At 52.3% G+C, this 18,797-nt stretch carries 21 protein-coding genes; 14 read left to right on the top strand and 7 right to left on the bottom strand.

Going from position 1 to position 18,797, the window contains the following annotated elements; translation table 11 throughout:
* Together ACFK9X_RS12860 and rluB are read left to right on the top strand one after the other, a co-directional pair.
* Complete coding sequence (locus ACFK9X_RS12860) at positions 1-621, top strand: L-threonylcarbamoyladenylate synthase (RefSeq protein ID WP_000077250.1); 621 nt, start codon at positions 1-3, stop codon at positions 619-621.
* 100 nt (positions 622-721) lie between these two features.
* Positions 722-1,597: a 23S rRNA pseudouridine(2605) synthase RluB gene (gene rluB / locus ACFK9X_RS12855; protein ID WP_001291233.1), complete on the top strand. Its 876-nt coding sequence runs from the start codon at positions 722-724 to the stop codon at positions 1,595-1,597.
* Between the two features lie 86 nt (positions 1,598-1,683).
* On the opposite strand, the gene cobO is transcribed toward rluB, so the two are convergent.
* Both cobO and ACFK9X_RS12845 read right to left on the bottom strand, forming a co-directional pair.
* Positions 1,684-2,274 (bottom strand): cob(I)yrinic acid a,c-diamide adenosyltransferase, encoded by a 591-nt coding sequence (cobO, locus tag ACFK9X_RS12850; protein WP_001278856.1) that lies wholly within the window; start codon positions 2,272-2,274, stop codon positions 1,684-1,686.
* The gene (locus ACFK9X_RS12845) at positions 2,271-3,032 is read right to left on the bottom strand and encodes a YciK family oxidoreductase (protein ID WP_023236837.1); all 762 of its coding nucleotides are present in this window, start codon (positions 3,030-3,032) and stop codon (positions 2,271-2,273) included. Before ACFK9X_RS12845 ends, cobO begins: the two co-directional genes overlap by 4 nt.
* A gap of 237 nt (positions 3,033-3,269) precedes the next feature.
* Here ACFK9X_RS12845 and sohB point away from each other — a divergent pair, with 237 nt between their 5' ends.
* A complete protein-coding gene (gene sohB, locus ACFK9X_RS12840; protein ID WP_023220886.1) occupies positions 3,270-4,316 on the top strand; it encodes a protease SohB in 1,047 nt (348 codons plus the stop codon).
* Between the two features lie 41 nt (positions 4,317-4,357).
* Here the strand turns inward: sohB and ACFK9X_RS12835 are convergent, their stop codons facing one another.
* Positions 4,358-4,609 carry a YciN family protein gene (locus ACFK9X_RS12835; RefSeq protein ID WP_000548616.1) on the bottom strand — a complete coding sequence of 84 codons (252 nt, stop codon included), beginning with the start codon at positions 4,607-4,609 and terminating at the stop codon, positions 4,358-4,360.
* A gap of 402 nt (positions 4,610-5,011) precedes the next feature.
* Here ACFK9X_RS12835 and topA point away from each other — a divergent pair, with 402 nt between their 5' ends.
* The 6 genes from topA (at position 5,012) to acnA (ending at position 12,647) form a co-directional block, all read left to right on the top strand.
* A complete protein-coding gene (gene topA, locus ACFK9X_RS12830) occupies positions 5,012-7,609 on the top strand; it encodes a type I DNA topoisomerase (protein ID WP_151116648.1) in 2,598 nt (865 codons plus the stop codon).
* Positions 7,610-8,020: 411 nt separating this feature from the next.
* Positions 8,021-8,995 (top strand): HTH-type transcriptional regulator CysB, encoded by a 975-nt coding sequence (gene cysB, locus ACFK9X_RS12825; RefSeq protein ID WP_151116646.1) that lies wholly within the window; start codon positions 8,021-8,023, stop codon positions 8,993-8,995.
* Between the two features lie 280 nt (positions 8,996-9,275).
* On the top strand, positions 9,276-9,416 hold the full coding sequence (locus tag ACFK9X_RS12820; protein WP_213083417.1) for a YmiA family putative membrane protein: 141 nt from the start codon (positions 9,276-9,278) through the stop codon (positions 9,414-9,416).
* Positions 9,417-9,587, top strand: a complete 171-nt coding sequence (locus tag ACFK9X_RS12815) for a hypothetical protein (protein WP_000029027.1) — start codon at positions 9,417-9,419, stop codon at positions 9,585-9,587.
* Positions 9,588-9,696: 109 nt separating this feature from the next.
* Positions 9,697-9,789: a small membrane protein YmiC gene (gene ymiC / locus ACFK9X_RS12810; protein WP_223148964.1), complete on the top strand. Its 93-nt coding sequence runs from the start codon at positions 9,697-9,699 to the stop codon at positions 9,787-9,789.
* 182 nt (positions 9,790-9,971) lie between these two features.
* Complete coding sequence (gene acnA, locus ACFK9X_RS12805; protein WP_151116644.1) at positions 9,972-12,647, top strand: aconitate hydratase AcnA; 2,676 nt, start codon at positions 9,972-9,974, stop codon at positions 12,645-12,647.
* 55 nt (positions 12,648-12,702) lie between these two features.
* Here acnA and ribA read toward each other — a convergent pair whose 3' ends face one another.
* Complete coding sequence (gene ribA, locus ACFK9X_RS12800) at positions 12,703-13,293, bottom strand: GTP cyclohydrolase II (protein WP_001176284.1); 591 nt, start codon at positions 13,291-13,293, stop codon at positions 12,703-12,705.
* 195 nt (positions 13,294-13,488) lie between these two features.
* On the opposite strand from ribA, the gene pgpB reads away from it, so the two are divergent.
* The 5 genes from pgpB (at position 13,489) to yciH (ending at position 17,141) form a co-directional block, all read left to right on the top strand.
* Complete coding sequence (pgpB, locus tag ACFK9X_RS12795) at positions 13,489-14,253, top strand: phosphatidylglycerophosphatase B (RefSeq protein WP_000948651.1); 765 nt, start codon at positions 13,489-13,491, stop codon at positions 14,251-14,253.
* A 149-nt stretch (positions 14,254-14,402) separates the two neighbouring features.
* On the top strand, positions 14,403-14,711 hold the full coding sequence (locus tag ACFK9X_RS12790; RefSeq protein ID WP_000876301.1) for a LapA family protein: 309 nt from the start codon (positions 14,403-14,405) through the stop codon (positions 14,709-14,711).
* Positions 14,712-14,717: 6 nt separating this feature from the next.
* Positions 14,718-15,887: a lipopolysaccharide assembly protein LapB gene (gene lapB / locus ACFK9X_RS12785; RefSeq protein WP_000891378.1), complete on the top strand. Its 1,170-nt coding sequence runs from the start codon at positions 14,718-14,720 to the stop codon at positions 15,885-15,887.
* A 190-nt stretch (positions 15,888-16,077) separates the two neighbouring features.
* The gene (gene pyrF / locus ACFK9X_RS12780) at positions 16,078-16,815 is read left to right on the top strand and encodes an orotidine-5'-phosphate decarboxylase (protein WP_024792458.1); all 738 of its coding nucleotides are present in this window, start codon (positions 16,078-16,080) and stop codon (positions 16,813-16,815) included.
* Positions 16,815-17,141 (top strand): stress response translation initiation inhibitor YciH, encoded by a 327-nt coding sequence (yciH, locus tag ACFK9X_RS12775; protein ID WP_001285199.1) that lies wholly within the window; start codon positions 16,815-16,817, stop codon positions 17,139-17,141. Before pyrF ends, yciH begins: the two co-directional genes overlap by 1 nt.
* A gap of 119 nt (positions 17,142-17,260) precedes the next feature.
* Here yciH and osmB read toward each other — a convergent pair whose 3' ends face one another.
* From osmB to ACFK9X_RS12760, 3 genes are all read right to left on the bottom strand, one after another.
* Positions 17,261-17,479, bottom strand: a complete 219-nt coding sequence (gene osmB / locus ACFK9X_RS12770; RefSeq protein ID WP_000481166.1) for an osmotically-inducible lipoprotein OsmB — start codon at positions 17,477-17,479, stop codon at positions 17,261-17,263.
* 258 nt (positions 17,480-17,737) lie between these two features.
* Entirely contained in the window at positions 17,738-18,490 is a 753-nt protein-coding gene (locus ACFK9X_RS12765) for a DNA-binding transcriptional regulator YciT (RefSeq protein ID WP_151116642.1), read from the bottom strand.
* Positions 18,491-18,575: 85 nt separating this feature from the next.
* Positions 18,576-18,755: a hypothetical protein gene (locus tag ACFK9X_RS12760; protein ID WP_001279854.1), complete on the bottom strand. Its 180-nt coding sequence runs from the start codon at positions 18,753-18,755 to the stop codon at positions 18,576-18,578.
* Between the last annotated feature and the right edge of the window lie 42 nt (positions 18,756-18,797).

The raw sequence follows: 18,797 nt of genomic DNA, 5'->3' as shown, positions 1-18,797 counted from the left end.
ATGAGCCAGTTTTTTTATATCCATCCGGATAACCCACAGCAACGGCTGATTAATCAGGCCGTCGACATTGTGCGTAAAGGCGGTGTTATTGTTTATCCAACCGATTCCGGCTATGCCCTTGGTTGTAAAATTGAAGACAAAGGCGCAATGGAGCGCATTTGCCGCATTCGTCATCTGCCGGACGGTCACAACTTCACGCTGATGTGCCGCGATTTGTCCGAGTTGTCGACCTACTCCTACGTCGACAACGTGGCGTTTCGTCTGATGAAAAACAATACGCCGGGTAACTACACCTTTATCCTGAAGGGGACAAAAGAGGTGCCGCGCCGTCTGTTGCAGGAAAAGCGTAAAACTATCGGCCTGCGCGTACCGTCAAACCCGATTGCGCTGGCGTTGTTGGATACGCTGGGCGAACCGATGCTCTCGACGTCGTTGATGCTGCCTGGCAGCGATTTTACCGAGTCGGACCCGGAGGAGATTAAAGATCGGCTGGAGAAGCAGGTGGATCTGATCATCCACGGCGGTTACCTCGGCCAACAGCCTACCACGGTAATCGATTTGACCAATGACTCCCCGGTGGTGCTGCGCGAAGGCGTCGGCGACGTTACACCTTTCTTATAAGGGCGTAAGCCTGTATACTACGCGGCCTTAAAATGGCGCGGCAACGCGCCGTTCATTCTCCTGTTCGACGCCTGTGAAGGCGACACCTGAAGGAAGCTCTATGAGCGAAAAGTTACAAAAAGTGCTGGCGCGCGCTGGCCACGGCTCTCGCCGTGAAATCGAATCCATTATTGAAGCGGGACGTGTCAGCGTTGACGGTAAAATCGCCACGCTTGGCGATCGTGTTGAAGTCACTCCCGGTTTGAAAATCCGTATTGACGGTCACCTGATTTCGGTGAAAGAGTCGGCGGAACAAATTTGCCGCGTTCTGGCCTATTACAAACCAGAAGGTGAACTGTGTACCCGCAATGACCCTGAAGGGCGGCCAACCGTTTTTGATCGCTTACCGAAACTGCGCGGCGCGCGGTGGATTGCGGTAGGACGTCTGGATGTCAACACCTGCGGGCTATTGTTGTTTACCACCGACGGTGAACTGGCGAACCGCCTGATGCACCCTAGTCGTGAAGTTGAACGTGAATATGCCGTGCGCGTGTTCGGTCAGGTGGATGAATCGAAACTGCGTGATTTAAGCCGTGGCGTACAGTTGGAAGATGGTCCGGCGGCATTTAAGACCATTAAATTCAGCGGCGGCGAAGGCATTAACCAGTGGTATAACGTGACGCTGACGGAAGGGCGCAACCGCGAAGTTCGCCGACTGTGGGAAGCGGTAGGCGTTCAGGTCAGCCGTCTGATCCGCGTTCGTTACGGCGATATCCCGCTGCCGAAAGGCCTGCCGCGCGGCGGCTGGACTGAGCTCGACCTCGCGCAAACGAACTATCTGCGTGGTCTGGTAGAGCTCCCGCCGGAAACCTCGTCGAAGGTTGCCGTCGAAAAAGACCGTCGTCGTATGAAAGCGAACCAGATCCGTCGGGCGGTAAAACGCCACAGCCAGATCGCTGGCGGACGCCGCTCCGGTGGGCGTAATAACAACGGGTAATCTCTACCGCGGTCTATAGGCCGAGAATCATCAGACAAGAGGGTTTGTGCCGGATGGCGGCGCAAACGCCTTAATCCGGCCTACGGTTAATAATCAATTCCCATCTGGGCTTTTACGCCCGCGTCGAAAGCATGTTTAACCGGACGCAGTTCGCTGACGGTATCCGCAAGATCAAGAATATCCCGGTGACAGCCGCGACCTGTAATAATCACCGTCTGGTGACCAGGGCGCGCGTTTAGCGCGCTTATGACCTCTTCCAGCGGCAAATAGTCATACGCCACCATATAGGTCAGCTCATCCAGTACCACCATATCAAGCAGCGGATCGGCCAGCATCCGTTTCCCATGCTGCCAAACGGCCATACATGCTGCAGTGTCTGCCTCGCGATTTTGCGTCTCCCAGGTAAATCCCGTTGCCATCACCTGAAATTCGACGCCATGCGGTTCCAGCAGATTACGCTCGCCGTTGGGCCAGGTGCCCTTAATAAATTGCACCACGCCTACGTTTTTACCGTGTCCTACGGCGCGGGCGGCAGTCCCGAAAGCCGCCGTGGTTTTGCCCTTACCATTGCCAGTAAACACGATAATAATACCGCGCTCTTCCTGTGCCTGGGCGACACGGGCGTCAACCCGATCTTTTACCTTCTGCTGGCGCTGCTGATAACGTTCATCACTCATTGGGCGATTCCTGGTTTACGGCCCGGTTGGGCGTCAAAGGTCATGCCGGTTTTACGGCGACTGTCGTCGCCCATAAGCCACAGGTAAAGCGGCATAATATCGGCAGGCGTTTTTAATTTCTGTGGATCTTCCGTTGGAAAGGCGCTGGCGCGCATACTGGTGCGCGTACCGCCCGGGTTAATGCAGTTAACACGCAGAGAACGGTTCTGATATTCGTCCGCCAGCACCTGCATCATTCCTTCAGTAGCAAACTTCGAGGTGGCATAGGCGCCCCAGTTGGCGCGCCCCTGACGGCCAACGCTTGATGACGTAAAGACCAGCGAGCCGGCATCGGACTTCAGTAATAACGGTAACAGCGCCTGGGTGAGCATAAAGGTGGCATTAACGTTTACCTGCATGACATCCTGCCAGATCTGCGGATCTTGTTCGCTCATTGGACCGATTTCCCCCAGTAACCCGGCATTGTGCAGGACGCCATCCAGGCGGGGATAGTGCGCGGCGATGCGGTCGGCCACTTGCCGGCACTCTTCAGCGGTGCAGGTCAGCAGATCGAGCGTAAACCACCGTGGTTGAACATGTTGCTCGTTAGCAATGTGCTGCGCGACCCGACGCAGTTTCTCTTCGTTGCGTCCCAGCAGAATCACCGTTGCGCCGTAACGCGCATACGTGAGCGCGGCTTCCCGCCCAATGCCATCGCTGGCGCCAGTGACCAGAATAATGCGGTTTTGCAATAGATCTTGTTTCGGTTGGTAATGCATGGCTACTCCTCAACGGTGTGGTGCACCGTCCTGCCAGGTTGTCTTATCTTCGCGTTAACTTTTCGGGTTTATGCCTGAAAGCGCCTTTTTTTTCAATCAGACAGGGGCGATAACGCCGTAAAATGAACGTCTTGTCATACTTTTTCTTCCTCAACAGGCATACGGATGAAGAGAGACTGACTTCGATGCCTGTTGTACACTGAGCGCAAGTCGCGTTATTTAATCAAGGTGGGAGTCGTGGAATTGTTGTCTGAATATGGCTTATTTTTGGCAAAAATCGTCACCGTTGTGGTGGCCATTGCCGTCATTGTGCTGCTGATCGTGAATGCTACGCAACGCAAACGTCAGCGCGGCGAGCTGCGCGTGACCAATTTGAGCGAGCAGTATCAGGAGATGAAGGATGACCTTGCTGCGGCGTTGATGGATGGCCATCAGCAAAAACTGTGGCATAAAGCGCAGAAAAAAAAGCATAAGCAGGAGGCGAAAGCCGCCAAAGCGAAAGCGAAGCTGGGGGACATTGCGACATCGGACAAACCGCGCGTATGGGTGATAGATTTCAAAGGCAGTATGGACGCTCACGAAGTTAATGCGTTACGCGAAGAGGTCACGGCGGTGCTGGCAGCGGCGAAACCCGGCGATCGGGCGGTTGTGCGTCTGGAAAGCCCCGGTGGCGTTGTGCATGGCTATGGCCTGGCGGCATCGCAATTGCAGCGCCTGCGCGATAAAAATATTCCGCTGACCGTGACGGTGGATAAAGTCGCGGCAAGCGGAGGCTACATGATGGCCTGCGTGGCGGAAAAAATTATCGCAGCGCCGTTCGCTATTGTGGGGTCAATTGGTGTTGTCGCGCAAATCCCGAACTTTAACCGCTTTCTCAAAAGTAAAGACATTGATATTGAACTGCATACCGCAGGGCAGTACAAACGTACCCTGACCTTGTTGGGCGAGAATACGGAAGAAGGGCGGCAGAAGTTTCGTGAAGATCTCAACGAAACGCACCATCTGTTCAAAGAGTTTGTGCAGCGGATGCGTCCGGCTCTGGACATTGAACAGGTCGCCACGGGCGAACACTGGTACGGTCAGCAGGCGCTGGAGAAAGGACTGGTTGATGAGATTAACACCAGCGATGAGGTTATCCTCGGCCTGATGGAAGGGCGCGAGGTGCTGAATGTGCGCTATATGCAGCGTAAAAAACTGATCGATCGTGTTACCGGCAGCGCGGCGGAAAGCGCGGATCGGCTGCTGCTGCGCTGGTGGCAGCGTGGACAAAAGCCGTTGATGTAAACCGCTATTGCCGGATGGCATTCAGCGCCATCCGGCATGGATTAATCCACCAGGTGATACTTCTCAGACAGCACATGCGCCAGGTGTTTAAACATGTTAAACACCGCGGTGCTTTTAGGGGTCGGTAACCCTTGCTCGTCTAAAAAGTAATCGCCGCTGAAAACCAGCACGCCATTTCTCTGCGTTACGCCGGTGGCGACAATACCTGCCATCGTGTCTTCATGTTCCCGAATAATTTTGTTGGCTTCAAGCAACAGTGTTTCGCGATCGATAGGTTGCGTCTCTTTATGCATTTTTTACTCCTTAAACAAGGAGATTAGTCTACGCTGAGCACTTCTGATGGGCAAATATTCTCACAGGAAATTGATGGATTTGTCATGTTGCGTTCACTGGCAAGATTTGTTTTTGCATGCTAATAAAGTTGCGTATCGAATTTTATCAGGTACAGTGTGACGCTTTCGTCAATCTGGCAACAGAATTGCTTGACATTCGACCAAAATTCCGTCGTGCTATAGCGCGTGTGTGCAAAAAAGCCTGTTAACTCAGTCACCTGAGGGTTACATTTCGTACACAAAGCCAGTACAAGGGGTTGATATCCGCAGACGCAGAGACCATATATCGTTGTCTCGTCGCCAGTGGAAGGTGAATCAACGTGCGACGCATTCCTGGAAGAATCAACTTAGGTAAAGGTGAATATGGGTAAAGCTCTTGTCATCGTTGAGTCCCCGGCAAAAGCCAAAACGATCAACAAGTATCTGGGTAATGACTACGTGGTGAAATCCAGCGTGGGTCATATCCGTGATTTGCCGACCAGTGGCTCAGCAGCTAAAAAGAGCGCCGACTCTACCTCCACCAAAACGGCTAAAAAGCCCAAAAAGGATGAACGTGGTGCTCTCGTCAACCGTATGGGGGTTGACCCGTGGCACAACTGGGATGCGCACTATGAAGTGCTGCCCGGTAAAGAGAAGGTCGTCTCTGAACTGAAACAGTTGGCGGAAAAAGCCGACCACATCTATCTCGCAACCGACCTTGACCGCGAAGGGGAATCCATTGCATGGCACCTGCGGGAAGTGATCGGCGGCGATGACGCGCGCTACAGTCGCGTAGTCTTTAACGAAATAACCAAAAATGCCATTCGCCAGGCGTTTGAACAGCCGGGCGAGCTGAACATTAACAGGGTCAACGCCCAGCAAGCGCGCCGCTTTATGGATCGCGTGGTAGGCTATATGGTCTCGCCGCTGCTGTGGAAAAAGATCGCCCGTGGTTTGTCGGCAGGTCGCGTTCAGTCTGTCGCGGTCCGTCTGGTCGTTGAACGCGAGCGCGAGATTAAAGCGTTTGTTCCGGAAGAGTTCTGGGAAATTGACGCTAATACGACGACGCCGTCTGGCGAGGCGCTACCGCTACAGGTGACGCATCAGAACGACAAGCCATTCCGGCCGGTAAATCGTGAGCAGACGCTTGCCGCCGTCAGCTTGCTGGAAAAAGCGCGCTATAGCGTACTGGAGCGTGAAGACAAACCGACCAGCAGCAAACCTGGCGCGCCGTTTATCACCTCCACGCTACAACAGGCGGCCAGCACCCGGCTGGGCTTTGGCGTGAAGAAAACCATGATGATGGCGCAGCGTCTGTATGAGGCGGGCTACATCACCTATATGCGTACAGACTCCACCAACCTGAGTCAGGATGCGGTCAACATGGTGCGCGGTTATATTGGCGATAATTTCGGCAAGAAATACCTGCCGGATAACCCGAACCAGTACGCCAGCAAAGAAAACTCTCAGGAAGCGCACGAAGCGATCCGTCCTTCCGACGTTGCTGTCATGGCGGAGTCGCTGAAAGACATGGAGGCTGACGCGCAGAAGTTGTATCAACTAATTTGGCGTCAGTTTGTCGCCTGTCAGATGACGCCAGCACAATATGACTCTACTACGCTTACCGTTGGCGCAGGCGAATTCCGTCTGAAAGCGCGTGGGCGTATTTTGCGCTTTGACGGCTGGACAAAAGTGATGCCGGCGCTGCGTAAAGGCGATGAAGATCGCACATTGCCTGCCGTGAATAAGGGCGATGCGCTGACGCTACTTGAATTGACGCCTGCTCAGCACTTTACTAAACCGCCAGCCCGTTTTAGCGAGGCTTCTCTGGTTAAAGAGCTTGAGAAGCGCGGTATTGGTCGTCCGTCTACCTATGCGTCGATTATCTCGACCATTCAGGATCGCGGCTATGTTCGCGTTGAAAACCGTCGCTTCTATGCGGAAAAAATGGGTGAAATCGTCACCGATCGGCTGGAAGAAAACTTCCGCGAATTGATGAACTACGATTTTACCGCGCAGATGGAAGATAGTCTGGATCAGGTTGCGAATCACCAGGCCGAGTGGAAAGCGGTACTGGATAACTTCTTCAGCGATTTTACTCAGCAGCTCGATAAAGCCGAGAAAGATCCGGAAGAAGGGGGGATGCGTCCTAACCAGATGGTGCTGACCAGCATCGACTGTCCAACCTGTGGCCGTAAAATGGGAATTCGTACTGCCAGTACGGGCGTTTTCCTTGGGTGTTCAGGTTATGCGCTTTCGCCGAAAGAGCGTTGTAAAACGACCATTAACCTGGTGCCGGAAAATGAAGTTCTGAACGTGCTGGAAGGCGACGACGCCGAAACCAACGCCCTGCGCGCCAAGCGTCGCTGCCAGAAGTGCGGTACGGCGATGGACAGCTATCTGATCGATCCGAAGCGTAAATTGCATGTGTGTGGTAATAACCCGACCTGTGACGGCTACGAGATTGAAGAAGGCGAGTTTCGCATCAAAGGGTATGACGGCCCGATCGTTGAGTGTGAGAAATGTGGTTCCGAAATGCACCTTAAAATGGGGCGTTTTGGTAAGTACATGGCCTGTACTAACGACGAATGTAAAAATACCCGTAAGATCTTGCGTAACGGCGAAGTTGCGCCGCCGAAGGAAGATCCTGTTCCATTACCGGAACTGCCGTGTGAAAAATCGGACGCGTACTTTGTGCTACGCGACGGCGCCGCAGGGATATTCCTGGCGGCCAATACGTTCCCGAAATCACGCGAAACGCGCGCGCCATTAGTCGAGGAGCTTTACCGGTTCCGCGATCGCCTGCCGGAAAAACTGCGTTATCTGGCGGATGCGCCGCAGCAGGACCCGGAAGGTAATAAAACCGTTGTTCGCTTTAGCCGCAAAACAAAACAGCAGTACGTTGCGGCGGAAAAAGACGGGAAGGCGACGGGATGGTCAGCGTTCTTCGTCGACGGCAAGTGGGTTGAAGGCAAGAAATAACCCCTGCCTGTCGTCACTATAGTCAAGCGGGCCGCGTAAGCGGCCCTTTTTTATATCCCCTTCATATTTCAAGTGGCTTATGTGTTGGCTACGGATTACTCGGCCCATCCATGGGCCTCGCCATGACGGGCCGTCGCACGCGACGTTCAAATCTGCTCCCGGCAGATTTGTCGCTCACCCCAGTCACTTGGTTATCTATGCTCCTGGGAACTCACTCCCTTGTCGCCTTTAAGCAACTCGAATTATTTTGAGTATAGCGGTCTTATTATTTTATCGCGCTGGCTATACAGTTCAGATATAAATGATATAGTGGTTATAGTTAACACCTTTTTTATTATTAAATCGTATTATCAGCCCAATGATGTCTGCAGATAAACGATGGCCTGATGGCGCTAATCTGGATGATGTATTATGAAATTGCAGCAGCTTCGTTACATTGTTGAAGTGGTTAATCATAACCTTAACGTCTCCTCTACCGCTGAGGGGTTGTATACTTCCCAGCCGGGGATCAGCAAGCAGGTTAGGATGCTGGAAGATGAGCTTGGCATCCAGATTTTCGCCCGCAGCGGTAAGCATCTGACTCAGATGACGCCCGCAGGACAGGAAATTATTCGTATTGCGCGTGAGGTGCTTTCCAAAGTCGATGCCATTAAGTCGGTCGCCGGCGAGCACACCTGGCCGGATAAAGGCTCGCTCTATATTGCCACTACCCATACTCAGGCGCGTTACGCATTGCCAGGCGTGATTAAAGGCTTCATCGAGCGTTACCCGCGCGTTTCGCTGCATATGCACCAGGGGTCGCCAACGCAGATTGCGGAAGCGGTATCGAAAGGGAACGCCGATTTCGCGATTGCCACGGAAGCGCTGCATTTATATGACGATCTGGTGATGTTGCCATGCTATCACTGGAACCGTTCGATAGTGGTGACGCCGGATCATCCATTGGCGGCAACGTCTTCCATAACGATTGAAGCGCTGGCGCAGTATCCGCTGGTGACGTATACCTTCGGCTTTACCGGCCGTTCCGAACTGGATACCGCTTTTAATCGCGCAGGGTTAACGCCGCGGATCGTCTTTACTGCAACCGATGCGGATGTGATTAAAACGTATGTCAGGTTGGGACTGGGCGTTGGCGTCATTGCCAGCATGGCGGTCGATCCGCTTGCCGATCCTGATTTAGTGCGGATTGACGCGCACGATATTTTTAGCCACAGCACCACAAAAATTGGTTTTCGCCGTAGTACTTTTTTACGCAGCTATATGTATGATTTTATCCAACGTTTTGCGCCACATCTGACGCGTGATGTGGTGGATACGGCGGTGGCGTTGCGTTCTAATGAAGAAATTGAAGCGATGTTTCAGGATATAAAGCTGCCTGAAAAGTAATATCACCGTCGGTTTGTGTCGTAGTGGCATGGCAGACAAAGCCGCCTTTTGCAATATCCCTCGAAGTATTACGGGTAATGATCAGCAAAATAGTGTTGAATTACCCGTCCCGCCAGTTTCTTTTTCCAAATAGTTATCTTGAGTCAAAAGATTGATTTATTCACTGGCAACGATTCGTAAATTGACTGGATTTTTGACTAAAGTTTATTTAGGATTTGTCTCATCTGATGATTAATTGTACCGATTGTTTGGTGCTGAAATGATAAGTGATACCGATAGCATGAGGTTAGTAATGCCTTCTGAAAACCAGGAACCGCGCCGCGACCCTGAGCTCAAACGTAAAGCATGGCTGGCGGTTTTTGTGGGTTCTGCGTTGTTCTGGGTAGTGGTAGCGCTTGTTATCTGGCATTGGTGGGGCTAAGTGAGCATTACGTCGGAACGCGAGCGCGTGGTCGCGCCCCCGATTCAATCTGGTGACGATGATAACACCCCGGATACGACCGTTTTTCGGTCTGTTCCGCAACACTGGACGCTCACACCGCAGCAGCGGGCATTTATTGATGCTTTTGCTGACGAGGTGTCACAAAAATAATATTCGTCTTTTTATTGGCGTTACTGTTTTATTAACGCTGTCTTATTACACCGCAGCAACCGTGTGCTGAGCGCTTCTCAGTATTGATTAAACACAGTTGGTGTCGCCTATGTTAACGTCAAATATAAAGTATTGGTCATGGACTGGCGCGTTTATATTATCGCTACTGTTCTGGGCCGAGTTAATCTGGATTGCCGTCTAATCTCGTCAAAGCCCGATAATGCGTTATTTATCGGGCTTTTTCATCTTCGTTCCTCGCCTGTTAGGTTTCTCCTCTTTTAGCAATTTGGGTTGTTATCAAAACGTTACATTTTGTTTGTGTTATCTTTAATACAACCCTGTGGAGAATCAGGGTAACGCAACCCTGTCATTTAAGGAGGAGCTATGTCGTCAACCCTACGAGAAGCCAGTAAGGATACATTGCAGGCCAAAGATAAAACGTATCATTACTACAGTCTGCCGCTGGCTGCCAAATCCCTGGGCGATATCGCCCGTTTGCCCAAATCACTTAAAGTGTTACTGGAAAACCTGTTGCGCTGGCAGGACGGCGAATCTGTGACTGATGAAGATATTCAGGCGCTGGCCGGTTGGCTTAAAAATGCCCATGCCGATCGTGAAATTGCCTGGCGGCCCGCCCGTGTCCTGATGCAGGACTTTACCGGCGTGCCTGCCGTTGTCGACCTGGCGGCGATGCGTGAAGCCGTTAAACGCCTCGGCGGCGATACGTCGAAAGTGAACCCGTTATCGCCGGTTGATCTGGTTATTGACCACTCTGTGACGGTCGATCATTTCGGCGATGACGATGCGTTTGAAGAAAACGTGCGGCTGGAAATGGAACGTAACCATGAGCGTTATATGTTCCTGAAATGGGGAAAGCAGGCATTCAGCCGTTTCAGCGTGGTGCCGCCCGGCACCGGCATTTGCCATCAGGTTAACCTGGAATACCTGGGTAAAGCCGTCTGGAGCGAATTACAGGACGGGGAGTGGATTGCTTACCCGGACTCGCTGGTGGGGACTGACTCCCATACGACTATGATTAATGGTCTGGGCGTATTGGGGTGGGGCGTGGGCGGTATCGAAGCGGAAGCGGCGATGCTTGGTCAGCCCGTGTCGATGCTTATCCCGGATGTTGTCGGCTTTAAGTTAACCGGTAAGCTTCGGGAGGGGATCACCGCTACTGACCTGGTGCTAACCGTCACGCAAATGCTGCGTAAGCATGGCGTCGTGGGTAAATTTGTTGAATTTTATGGTGATGGTCTGGATTCGCTGCCGTTGGCGGATCGCGCGACCATCGCTAATATGTCGCCGGAATATGGCGCCACCTGTGGTTTCTTCCCTATTGACGTCATCACCCTGGAATATATGCGATTAAGCGGACGTAGCGACGATCTGGTCGAGCTGGTTGAAACCTACGCGAAGGCGCAGGGGATGTGGCGTAATCCCGGTGACGAACCGGTATTTACCAGTACGCTGGAACTGGATATGGGCGATGTAGAGGCCAGTCTGGCCGGGCCGAAACGCCCGCAGGATCGCGTGGCGTTAGGCGATGTGCCGAAAGCCTTTGCCGCCAGCGCCGAGCTGGAGCTGAATACCGCGCAAAGAGATCGCCAGCCGGTTGACTATACGATGAACGGACAGCCATATCAGCTTCCGGATGGCGCTGTCGTCATTGCCGCCATCACCTCCTGTACGAATACCTCGAACCCCAGCGTGCTGATGGCGGCGGGATTACTGGCGAAAAAGGCAGTAACGCTGGGGTTGAAGCGTCAACCGTGGGTCAAGGCTTCTCTGGCGCCGGGGTCAAAAGTGGTATCTGACTATCTGGCGCAGGCCAAACTTACGCCTTATCTGGATGAGCTCGGTTTTAACCTGGTCGGTTATGGCTGTACGACCTGTATCGGGAACTCCGGTCCGTTGCCGGAGCCTATTGAGACCGCGATTAAAAAAGGCGATCTGACGGTAGGGGCCGTGCTTTCCGGTAACCGAAATTTTGAAGGGCGTATCCATCCGCTGGTGAAAACGAACTGGCTGGCGTCGCCGCCGCTGGTGGTCGCGTATGCGCTGGCCGGAAACATGAATATTAACCTCGCGACAGACCCGCTGGGGTACGATCGTAAAGGCGATCCGGTATACCTGAAGGATATCTGGCCTTCGGCGCAGGAAATTGCCCGCGCCGTTGAACTGGTATCATCAGATATGTTCCGTAAAGAGTATGCGGAAGTGTTTGAGGGCACGGAAGAATGGAAATCGATTCAGGTTGAATCGTCCGATACCTACGGCTGGCAGTCGGATTCAACCTATATCCGCCTGTCGCCTTTCTTTGATGAAATGCAGGCCCAGCCTGCACCCGTCAAAGATATCCACGGCGCGCGTATCCTAGCGATGCTGGGCGATTCGGTGACGACCGACCATATTTCCCCGGCCGGCAGTATCAAGCCGGACAGTCCCGCCGGACGCTATCTGCAAAACCACGGCGTTGAGCGGAAGGATTTTAACTCCTATGGATCACGGCGCGGCAACCATGAAGTGATGATGCGCGGTACGTTCGCCAATATTCGTATTCGCAACGAAATGCTGCCCGGCGTCGAAGGTGGCATGACGCGGCATTTACCGGGTACGGAAGCGATGTCGATTTATGATGCTGCGATGCTCTACCAGCAGGAAAAAACGCCGCTGGCGGTAATTGCCGGGAAAGAGTATGGGTCGGGATCGAGCCGTGACTGGGCGGCAAAAGGTCCGCGGCTGTTAGGTATCCGCGTGGTGATCGCCGAGTCGTTCGAACGTATCCACCGCTCAAACCTGATTGGGATGGGGATCCTGCCGCTGGAGTTTCCACAGGGCGTAACGCGTAAAACGCTTGGACTGACCGGGGAAGAGGTGATTGATATCGCGGATCTGCAAAACCTGCGCCCTGGCGCGACCATTCCGATGACGTTAACGAGATCGGACGGCAGCAAAGAAACGGTGCCTTGCCGCTGTCGCATTGATACCGCCACCGAGCTGACTTACTACCAGAATGACGGCATATTGCACTATGTCATTAGAAATATGCTGAACTAAAGCCGTTTATCGGGCCTGCCGTAAACAGGCAGGCCCGCGCTTTAATACCGGTGGCTTACTTACTTAGTAGGTGGCCCATTTTGGCCGCTTTAGTATCGAGATAATGCTCATTATTTGGATTACGACCCACAATGAGCGGAACGCGTTCCACGATATTAATTCCCGCCTCGGTCAGTATTTCGACTTTCTTCGGATTATTGGTCAGTAGGCGAACTTCATCCACGCCGAGTAATTTGAACATATCCGCGCAAAGGGTGAAATCACGCTCATCGGCGGCAAAGCCGAGCTGATGATTGGCCTCCACCGTGTCATAGCCTTGATCCTGTAACGCATAAGCGCGAATTTTATTAAGCAGGCCGATATTGCGGCCTTCCTGACGGTGGTAAATCAGAATACCGCGTCCTTCTTCCGCAATATGCGTCAGCGCGGCTTCCAGTTGAAAACCACAATCACAGCGCAGACTAAAAAGCGCGTCCCCGGTAAGACATTCGGAATGAACGCGAGCCAGTACCGGCGTTTTACCTGAAATATCGCCAAAAACCAGCGCGGCATGGTCGTGTCCGGTTGCCAGTTCTTCAAATCCCACCATCAGAAAGTCACCCAATGGGGTTGGCAGTTTGGCTTCTGCCACACGTTTAAGCTGCATGTATTTCTCCAGATTATGCTGACGCCTGCGGTGTCGTCGCCTGTTGGCTTGTATCCCGCTATTTTGCCATAAGGCGGCGGACATCACCTAATCACTACCACGTAATTGCTCAGGAATGGCACAAATTTGTCAATTTTCCAGTCCGGCGAGAATTTTCAGTTATGATTGTGATACTTACTTATAAAAGGAGCATCCATGCTTTCAATTGCGAGGCGCACCGCGGCAGGCGCCGCCCTGTTGCTTATCATGCCGCTTGCCGTATGGGTATCAGGCTGGCAGTGGCAGCCAGGACATCAGGTCTGGTGGCTAAAAACGCTATTCTGGATAACGGAAACCGTGACCAAACCCTGGGGCGTTATCACGCATGTGATTCTTTGTGGATGGTTCTTATGGTGCCTGCGATTTCGCCTGCGCGCCGCCATTATGCTGTTTGCGATTCTCGGCGGGGCGATTATCGTCGGGCAGGGCGTGAAGTCATGGGTAAAGGAGCGCGTACAGGAGCCGCGGCCATTTGTGGTCTGGCTTGAAAAAACGCACCATATTCCCGTCGATGAGTTCTACACTTTAAAGCGTACAGAACGCGGACATTTAGTGAAAGAGCAGTTGGCCGGGCAACAGAACATCCCCGTTTTCCTGCGTCAGCACTGGCAAAAAGAGACGGGCTTTGCGTTTCCCTCCGGACACACCATGTTTGCAGCGAGCTGGGCGCTTTTGGCCGTGGGTCTGTTATGGCCGCGCAGACGGACTTTCACCATCGCGTTTTTGTTAGTCTGGGCGACCGGCGTAATGGGCAGCCGTTTGCTTCTGGGAATGCACTGGCCGCGAGATTTAGTGGTCGCCACGCTCATCTCTTGGCTATTAGTTACCCTGGCGACCTGGCTGGCGCAGCGAATTTGCGGGCCGCTTATGCCGCCTCGTGAAGAAGCGCAAGAAATTGCTGAACGCGAGCAGGAAAGCTGACAACGGTTGATTTTCTGACTATTGCCCTTAAATCATCTGATGGCGGGCGCATTTCCATTTCGCGCGAGGCGGGAAAATGGTAATTTAGAAGGCTGGATGCGGTAAGTTGGACACGATTTATTCGCGCAAACCACATAACGGGAAGTAATGTGAAATATTTACTCATTTTCTTACTGGTATTGGCGATTTTTGTTATTTCGGTGACGCTGGGCGCGCAGAATGATCAACAGGTGACGTTTAACTACCTGCTGGCGCAAGGGGAGTATCGTATCTCCACGTTGCTTGCTGTGCTGTTCGCCGTCGGTTTTGCGATTGGCTGGCTGATTTGCGGCCTGTTCTGGCTGCGGGTCCGCGTTTCCCTTGCCCGCGCTGAACGTAAAATTAAACGACTGGAAAACAAGCTTTCGCCAGCAACCGACGTTGCGGTCCCTGCCGATTCGTCGGTTGTAAAGGAATAATCATTTATGTTGGAGTTGTTATTTCTGCTGTTGCCTGTAGCCGCTGCCTATGGGTGGTATATGGGTCGCAGAAGTGCGCAACAAACAAAACAGGATGAAGCTAACCGCCTGTCGCGCGATTATGTCGCAGGGGTTAACTTCCTGCTGAGTAACCAACAAGATAAAGCGGTGGATCTGTTCCTCGATATGCTTAAAGAGGATACCGGCACCGTTGAGGCTCATCTCACTCTCGGTAATTTGTTTCGCTCTCGCGGCGAAGTCGATCGCGCCATTCGTATTCATCAAACGCTCATGGAAAGCGCTTCATTGACCTATGAACAGCGTTTACTGGCTGTTCAGCAACTGGGGCGCGACTATATGGCCGCCGGTTTATATGACCGCGCGGAAGATATGTTTAACCAACTTACCGACGAAACGGAATTTCGCGTAGGCGCGTTACAGCAGCTCTTGCAAATCTATCAGCTAACCAGCGACTGGCAAAAGGCGATCGAAGTAGCAGAACGGCTGGTGAAACTGGGCAAAGATAAACAGCGTATCGAAATCGCCCATTTTTACTGTGAGTTAGCTTTACAGCAGATGGGCAACGACGACATGGATCGCGCGATGGCGTTGCTGAAAAAAGGTGCCGCCGCAGATAAAAATAGCGCCCGGGTGTCTATCATGATGGGGCGCGTTTATATGGCGAGAGGGGATTACGCCAAAGCGGTCGAAAGCCTGCAACGTGTGATCGTTCAGGATAAAGAGCTGGTCAGCGAAACGCTGGAGATGCTGCAAACCTGTTATCAACAGCTCGGTAAAAATGCCGAGTGGGCGGAGTTTTTACGTCGCGCCGTTGAGGAGAATACCGGTGCTGGCGCTGAGTTAATGCTTGCCGATATTCTGGAAGCGCGTGAAGGTAGTGACGCTGCTCAAGTCTATATCACGCGTCAGCTACAGCGACATCCTACCATGCGGGTGTTCCATAAGCTGATGGATTACCATCTCAACGAGGCGGAAGAAGGGCGAGCGAAAGAAAGCCTGATGGTACTGCGTGATATGGTTGGCGAGCAGGTGCGCAGTAAACCGCGGTATCGTTGTCAGAAATGCGGTTTTACCGCCTATACCTTGTACTGGCACTGTCCGTCCTGCCGGGCATGGTCGACCATTAAACCTATTCGCGGACTTGATGGGCAGTAGTATATAAAAAAAGCTTCACTTTAGTTACAACATACTTAATGATGTAAAGCTAGAAACGACGCTGACATCGGCGACCAAGGCTTATCAGGTTGTCAATCGAACCTGTTAATTTCCCTGCGCCGCAGGTAGAATGCACGCCGTTTATCCAATTTGTGCCACTTCCGGTGCCCATCATCAAGAAGGTCTGGTCATGACGTTTACTGCTTCATCTTCTTCCTGCGCTGTTACTGAATCGCCTGTCGTTGTGGCGTTGGATTACCATGAACGCGATAAAGCCCTGGCGTTTGTCGATAAAATCGATCCTCGCGATTGTCGCTTAAAAGTGGGCAAAGAGATGTTCACGCTGTTTGGTCCACAACTCGTTCGGGATCTCCAGCAGCGTGGGTTTGATGTCTTTCTTGATCTAAAATTTCATGATATTCCCAACACCACGGCCCGGGCAGTCGCCGCAGCGGCAGACCTGGGCGTCTGGATGGTAAACGTTCACGCGTCTGGTGGGGCGAGAATGATGGCCGCAGCGCGCGACGCGCTGGCGCCATTCGGTAAAGATGCGCCGTTGCTCATTGCCGTGACCGTGTTGACCAGTATGGAAACCAGCGATCTACACGATCTGGGCGTGACGTTGTCACCGGCGGAACATGCGGAGCGGCTGGCGCGCCTGACGCAGCAATGCGGGCTGGATGGCGTGGTCTGTTCCGCTCAGGAAGCTGTCAGATTTAAACAGGCCTTTGGCGCTGCATTTAAGCTGGTGACGCCGGGCATTCGGCCCGCAGGCAGCGAGGCAGGCGACCAGCGACGCATTATGACGCCCGAACAGGCATTATCCGCCGGCGTCGACTATATGGTGATTGGCCGCCCGGTTACGCAATCGGTAGATCCGGCGCAAACGCTGAAGGATATTAACGCGTCACTGAAACGGGAGGCATAATGAGCGATTCCAATAGTCGTCTGGTTTATTCAACACAGACGGGGCGCATTGAAGAACCTAAAACGGCGCCGGTTCGTCCCAAAGGGGATGGTATCGTTCGCATTCAGCGTCAAACCAGTGGCCGTAAGGGTAAAGGCGTATGTTTGATTACCGGTATCGAGATGAATGATGCGGAATTAACCAAACTGGCGGCTGAACTGAAGAAAAAATGCGGCTGTGGCGGGGCAGTAAAAGAAGGGATTATTGAAATTCAGGGTGATAAACGCGACTTGATAAAATCATTGCTGGAAGCTAAAGGAATGAAAGTAAAATTAGCTGGCGGCTAATGAAAACGCCACGGTTGTAAATTGCCGTGGCGTAAAAGTCAACTTTGTCTATTTTTGTAATCCAGACCTGAAAAGAATAAACGTATTATTTTGAGCCGTTCAATATTTAAACGTCTGGATTATTTTCCAACCTGGTGACCAATCACGCCGCCGACCGCCGCGCCGCCCAGGGTGCCTAATGTACTGCCGTCCGTTAACACTGCGCCGCCTAACGCCCCCGCACCTGCGCCAATAGCCGTATTGCGATCGCGCTTGGACCAGTTTGAGCAGGCGCTCAGAGACATTGCTACGGTGATTGCCAGCACAGCAGCGGCCATTTTTTTGCTCGTCATAAACATAATACTCTCTCCTGAATTAACGATTCACGGAATTAAGCTCACTATAACTATAGTTAAAATAAAACCTGTTAAGAGATTTTCCGTAAAACCTGATTGCGCAGGGGTATATCACGCAGGTGATAGTCACTTCCTGTTATTTCGCTAATATTAATTTTACGACGTTACGCTCGTTACAACAGGTAAATAGTCTTAATTGGGATGTCAGAAAAGTCTTAGAGAGAGGATGATTTGCCATAGGGCAAACCATCGGGAAATATTTTAAACGGATGAGCCAATAACATTGACTAGCAGCCCCGCATGTTCTAACTGCATTTGATCGCTGGCGGAAATTTTGGAATCCGTAATGACACGATGGAAGCGAGAGAGCGGGCCCAGGGGATAGGGATGCATACAGCCAAATTTGGAGCTGTCGGTGAGGACAATCGCTTCTGAGCCTTTTTCCAGAACAGCGTTAACCACATCCGATCGCATCATATCGCGTCCGGTAAAGCCGGTATCAGCCTGCCAGCCATCAATACCGATAAATGCTTTGCTGAAATGCACTTGATGGATAAACTGTCGCGTCAACGGCCCTACCATGCTTTCACTTTTTTTCTGATAGATTCCACCGAGGAGAATGACTTCGCAAGGGGTCTCTTTGAGCAGGTGCGCGATATAACTGCTCACGGTGATGATCGTGACATCTTTTTGTTCCGCCAGCGTCCGGGCCAATAGCGCATTGCTGCTGCCATTTTCAATAAAAACGGATTCCCCTGGACTGACCAGCGAGGCGGCGAACTCCGCCAGTCGGCGTTTTAGCGTGTAGTTCGTCATCATGCGAGTCTCTACGTCATCGCTCTCAAGCGAAACGGCGAAACCGTGCGCACGGCGTAAATAGCTCTGCTTTTCCAGGGTATTCAGATCCTGACGAATCGTGACTTCAGATACGCCGGTAATTTTCGCCAGTTCAGCAACGCTCATCTGGCCTTTATCAACCACCATTTGCAAAATTGATTGTTGTCGGGAGTTCATAGTATTAATTTTATTCGTTAAGAGGAGTCACAGACAGTCAGAGAGCCGGGAAGGGCTAACAGCCATCCCGGACAAATAATCGCTATCAGATTTCCCAGGGCGACCCGGGAGCCTGGGATGGCGAGATACCGTCTTTAACCTGATCTAACAGCTCTGCTCTCAATATTTCAAGGTTATTGATGGCCGAGTGGTAATCGCCAGCAACAAGGATATCCAGCACGGTATCAATGCGTGCGGCAATTCGTTGTGCTTCGATATCAGACATGTTTGTCATCCTTAATGTCAGAAAAGGTTTCAATTCATGATG

The sequence above is a fragment of the Salmonella sp. WC3 genome (assembly GCF_042932255.1).
Classification (GTDB): Bacteria; Pseudomonadota; Gammaproteobacteria; order Enterobacterales; family Enterobacteriaceae; genus Salmonella; species Salmonella enterica.
Note: the sequence above shows the minus strand (reverse complement) of the source record. Positions and strands in the feature narration are given on the sequence as shown.

Bases quoted from the DNA above. Each gene is read 5' to 3' on its own strand.
- ACFK9X_RS12835 (WP_000548616.1), bottom strand. From the start codon at position 4,609: ATGCATAAAGAGACGCAACCTATCGATCGCGAAACACTGTTGCTTGAA.
- osmB (WP_000481166.1), bottom strand. From the start codon at position 17,479: ATGTTTATGACGAGCAAAAAAATGGCCGCTGCTGTGCTGGCAATCACC.
- acnA (WP_151116644.1), top strand. From the start codon at position 9,972: ATGTCGTCAACCCTACGAGAAGCCAGTAAGGATACATTGCAGGCCAAA.
- ACFK9X_RS12765 (WP_151116642.1), bottom strand. From the start codon at position 18,490: ATGAACTCCCGACAACAATCAATTTTGCAAATGGTGGTTGATAAAGGC.
- ACFK9X_RS12820 (WP_213083417.1), top strand. From the start codon at position 9,276: ATGAGGTTAGTAATGCCTTCTGAAAACCAGGAACCGCGCCGCGACCCT.
- cobO (WP_001278856.1), bottom strand. From the start codon at position 2,274: ATGAGTGATGAACGTTATCAGCAGCGCCAGCAGAAGGTAAAAGATCGG.
- pyrF (WP_024792458.1), top strand. From the start codon at position 16,078: ATGACGTTTACTGCTTCATCTTCTTCCTGCGCTGTTACTGAATCGCCT.
- ymiC (WP_223148964.1), top strand. From the start codon at position 9,697: ATGTTAACGTCAAATATAAAGTATTGGTCATGGACTGGCGCGTTTATA.
- ribA (WP_001176284.1), bottom strand. From the start codon at position 13,293: ATGCAGCTTAAACGTGTGGCAGAAGCCAAACTGCCAACCCCATTGGGT.
- cysB (WP_151116646.1), top strand. From the start codon at position 8,021: ATGAAATTGCAGCAGCTTCGTTACATTGTTGAAGTGGTTAATCATAAC.
- ACFK9X_RS12760 (WP_001279854.1), bottom strand. From the start codon at position 18,755: ATGTCTGATATCGAAGCACAACGAATTGCCGCACGCATTGATACCGTG.
- topA (WP_151116648.1), top strand. From the start codon at position 5,012: ATGGGTAAAGCTCTTGTCATCGTTGAGTCCCCGGCAAAAGCCAAAACG.
- ACFK9X_RS12845 (WP_023236837.1), bottom strand. From the start codon at position 3,032: ATGCATTACCAACCGAAACAAGATCTATTGCAAAACCGCATTATTCTG.
- lapB (WP_000891378.1), top strand. From the start codon at position 14,718: ATGTTGGAGTTGTTATTTCTGCTGTTGCCTGTAGCCGCTGCCTATGGG.
- ACFK9X_RS12860 (WP_000077250.1), top strand. From the start codon at position 1: ATGAGCCAGTTTTTTTATATCCATCCGGATAACCCACAGCAACGGCTG.
- rluB (WP_001291233.1), top strand. From the start codon at position 722: ATGAGCGAAAAGTTACAAAAAGTGCTGGCGCGCGCTGGCCACGGCTCT.
- yciH (WP_001285199.1), top strand. From the start codon at position 16,815: ATGAGCGATTCCAATAGTCGTCTGGTTTATTCAACACAGACGGGGCGC.
- pgpB (WP_000948651.1), top strand. From the start codon at position 13,489: ATGCTTTCAATTGCGAGGCGCACCGCGGCAGGCGCCGCCCTGTTGCTT.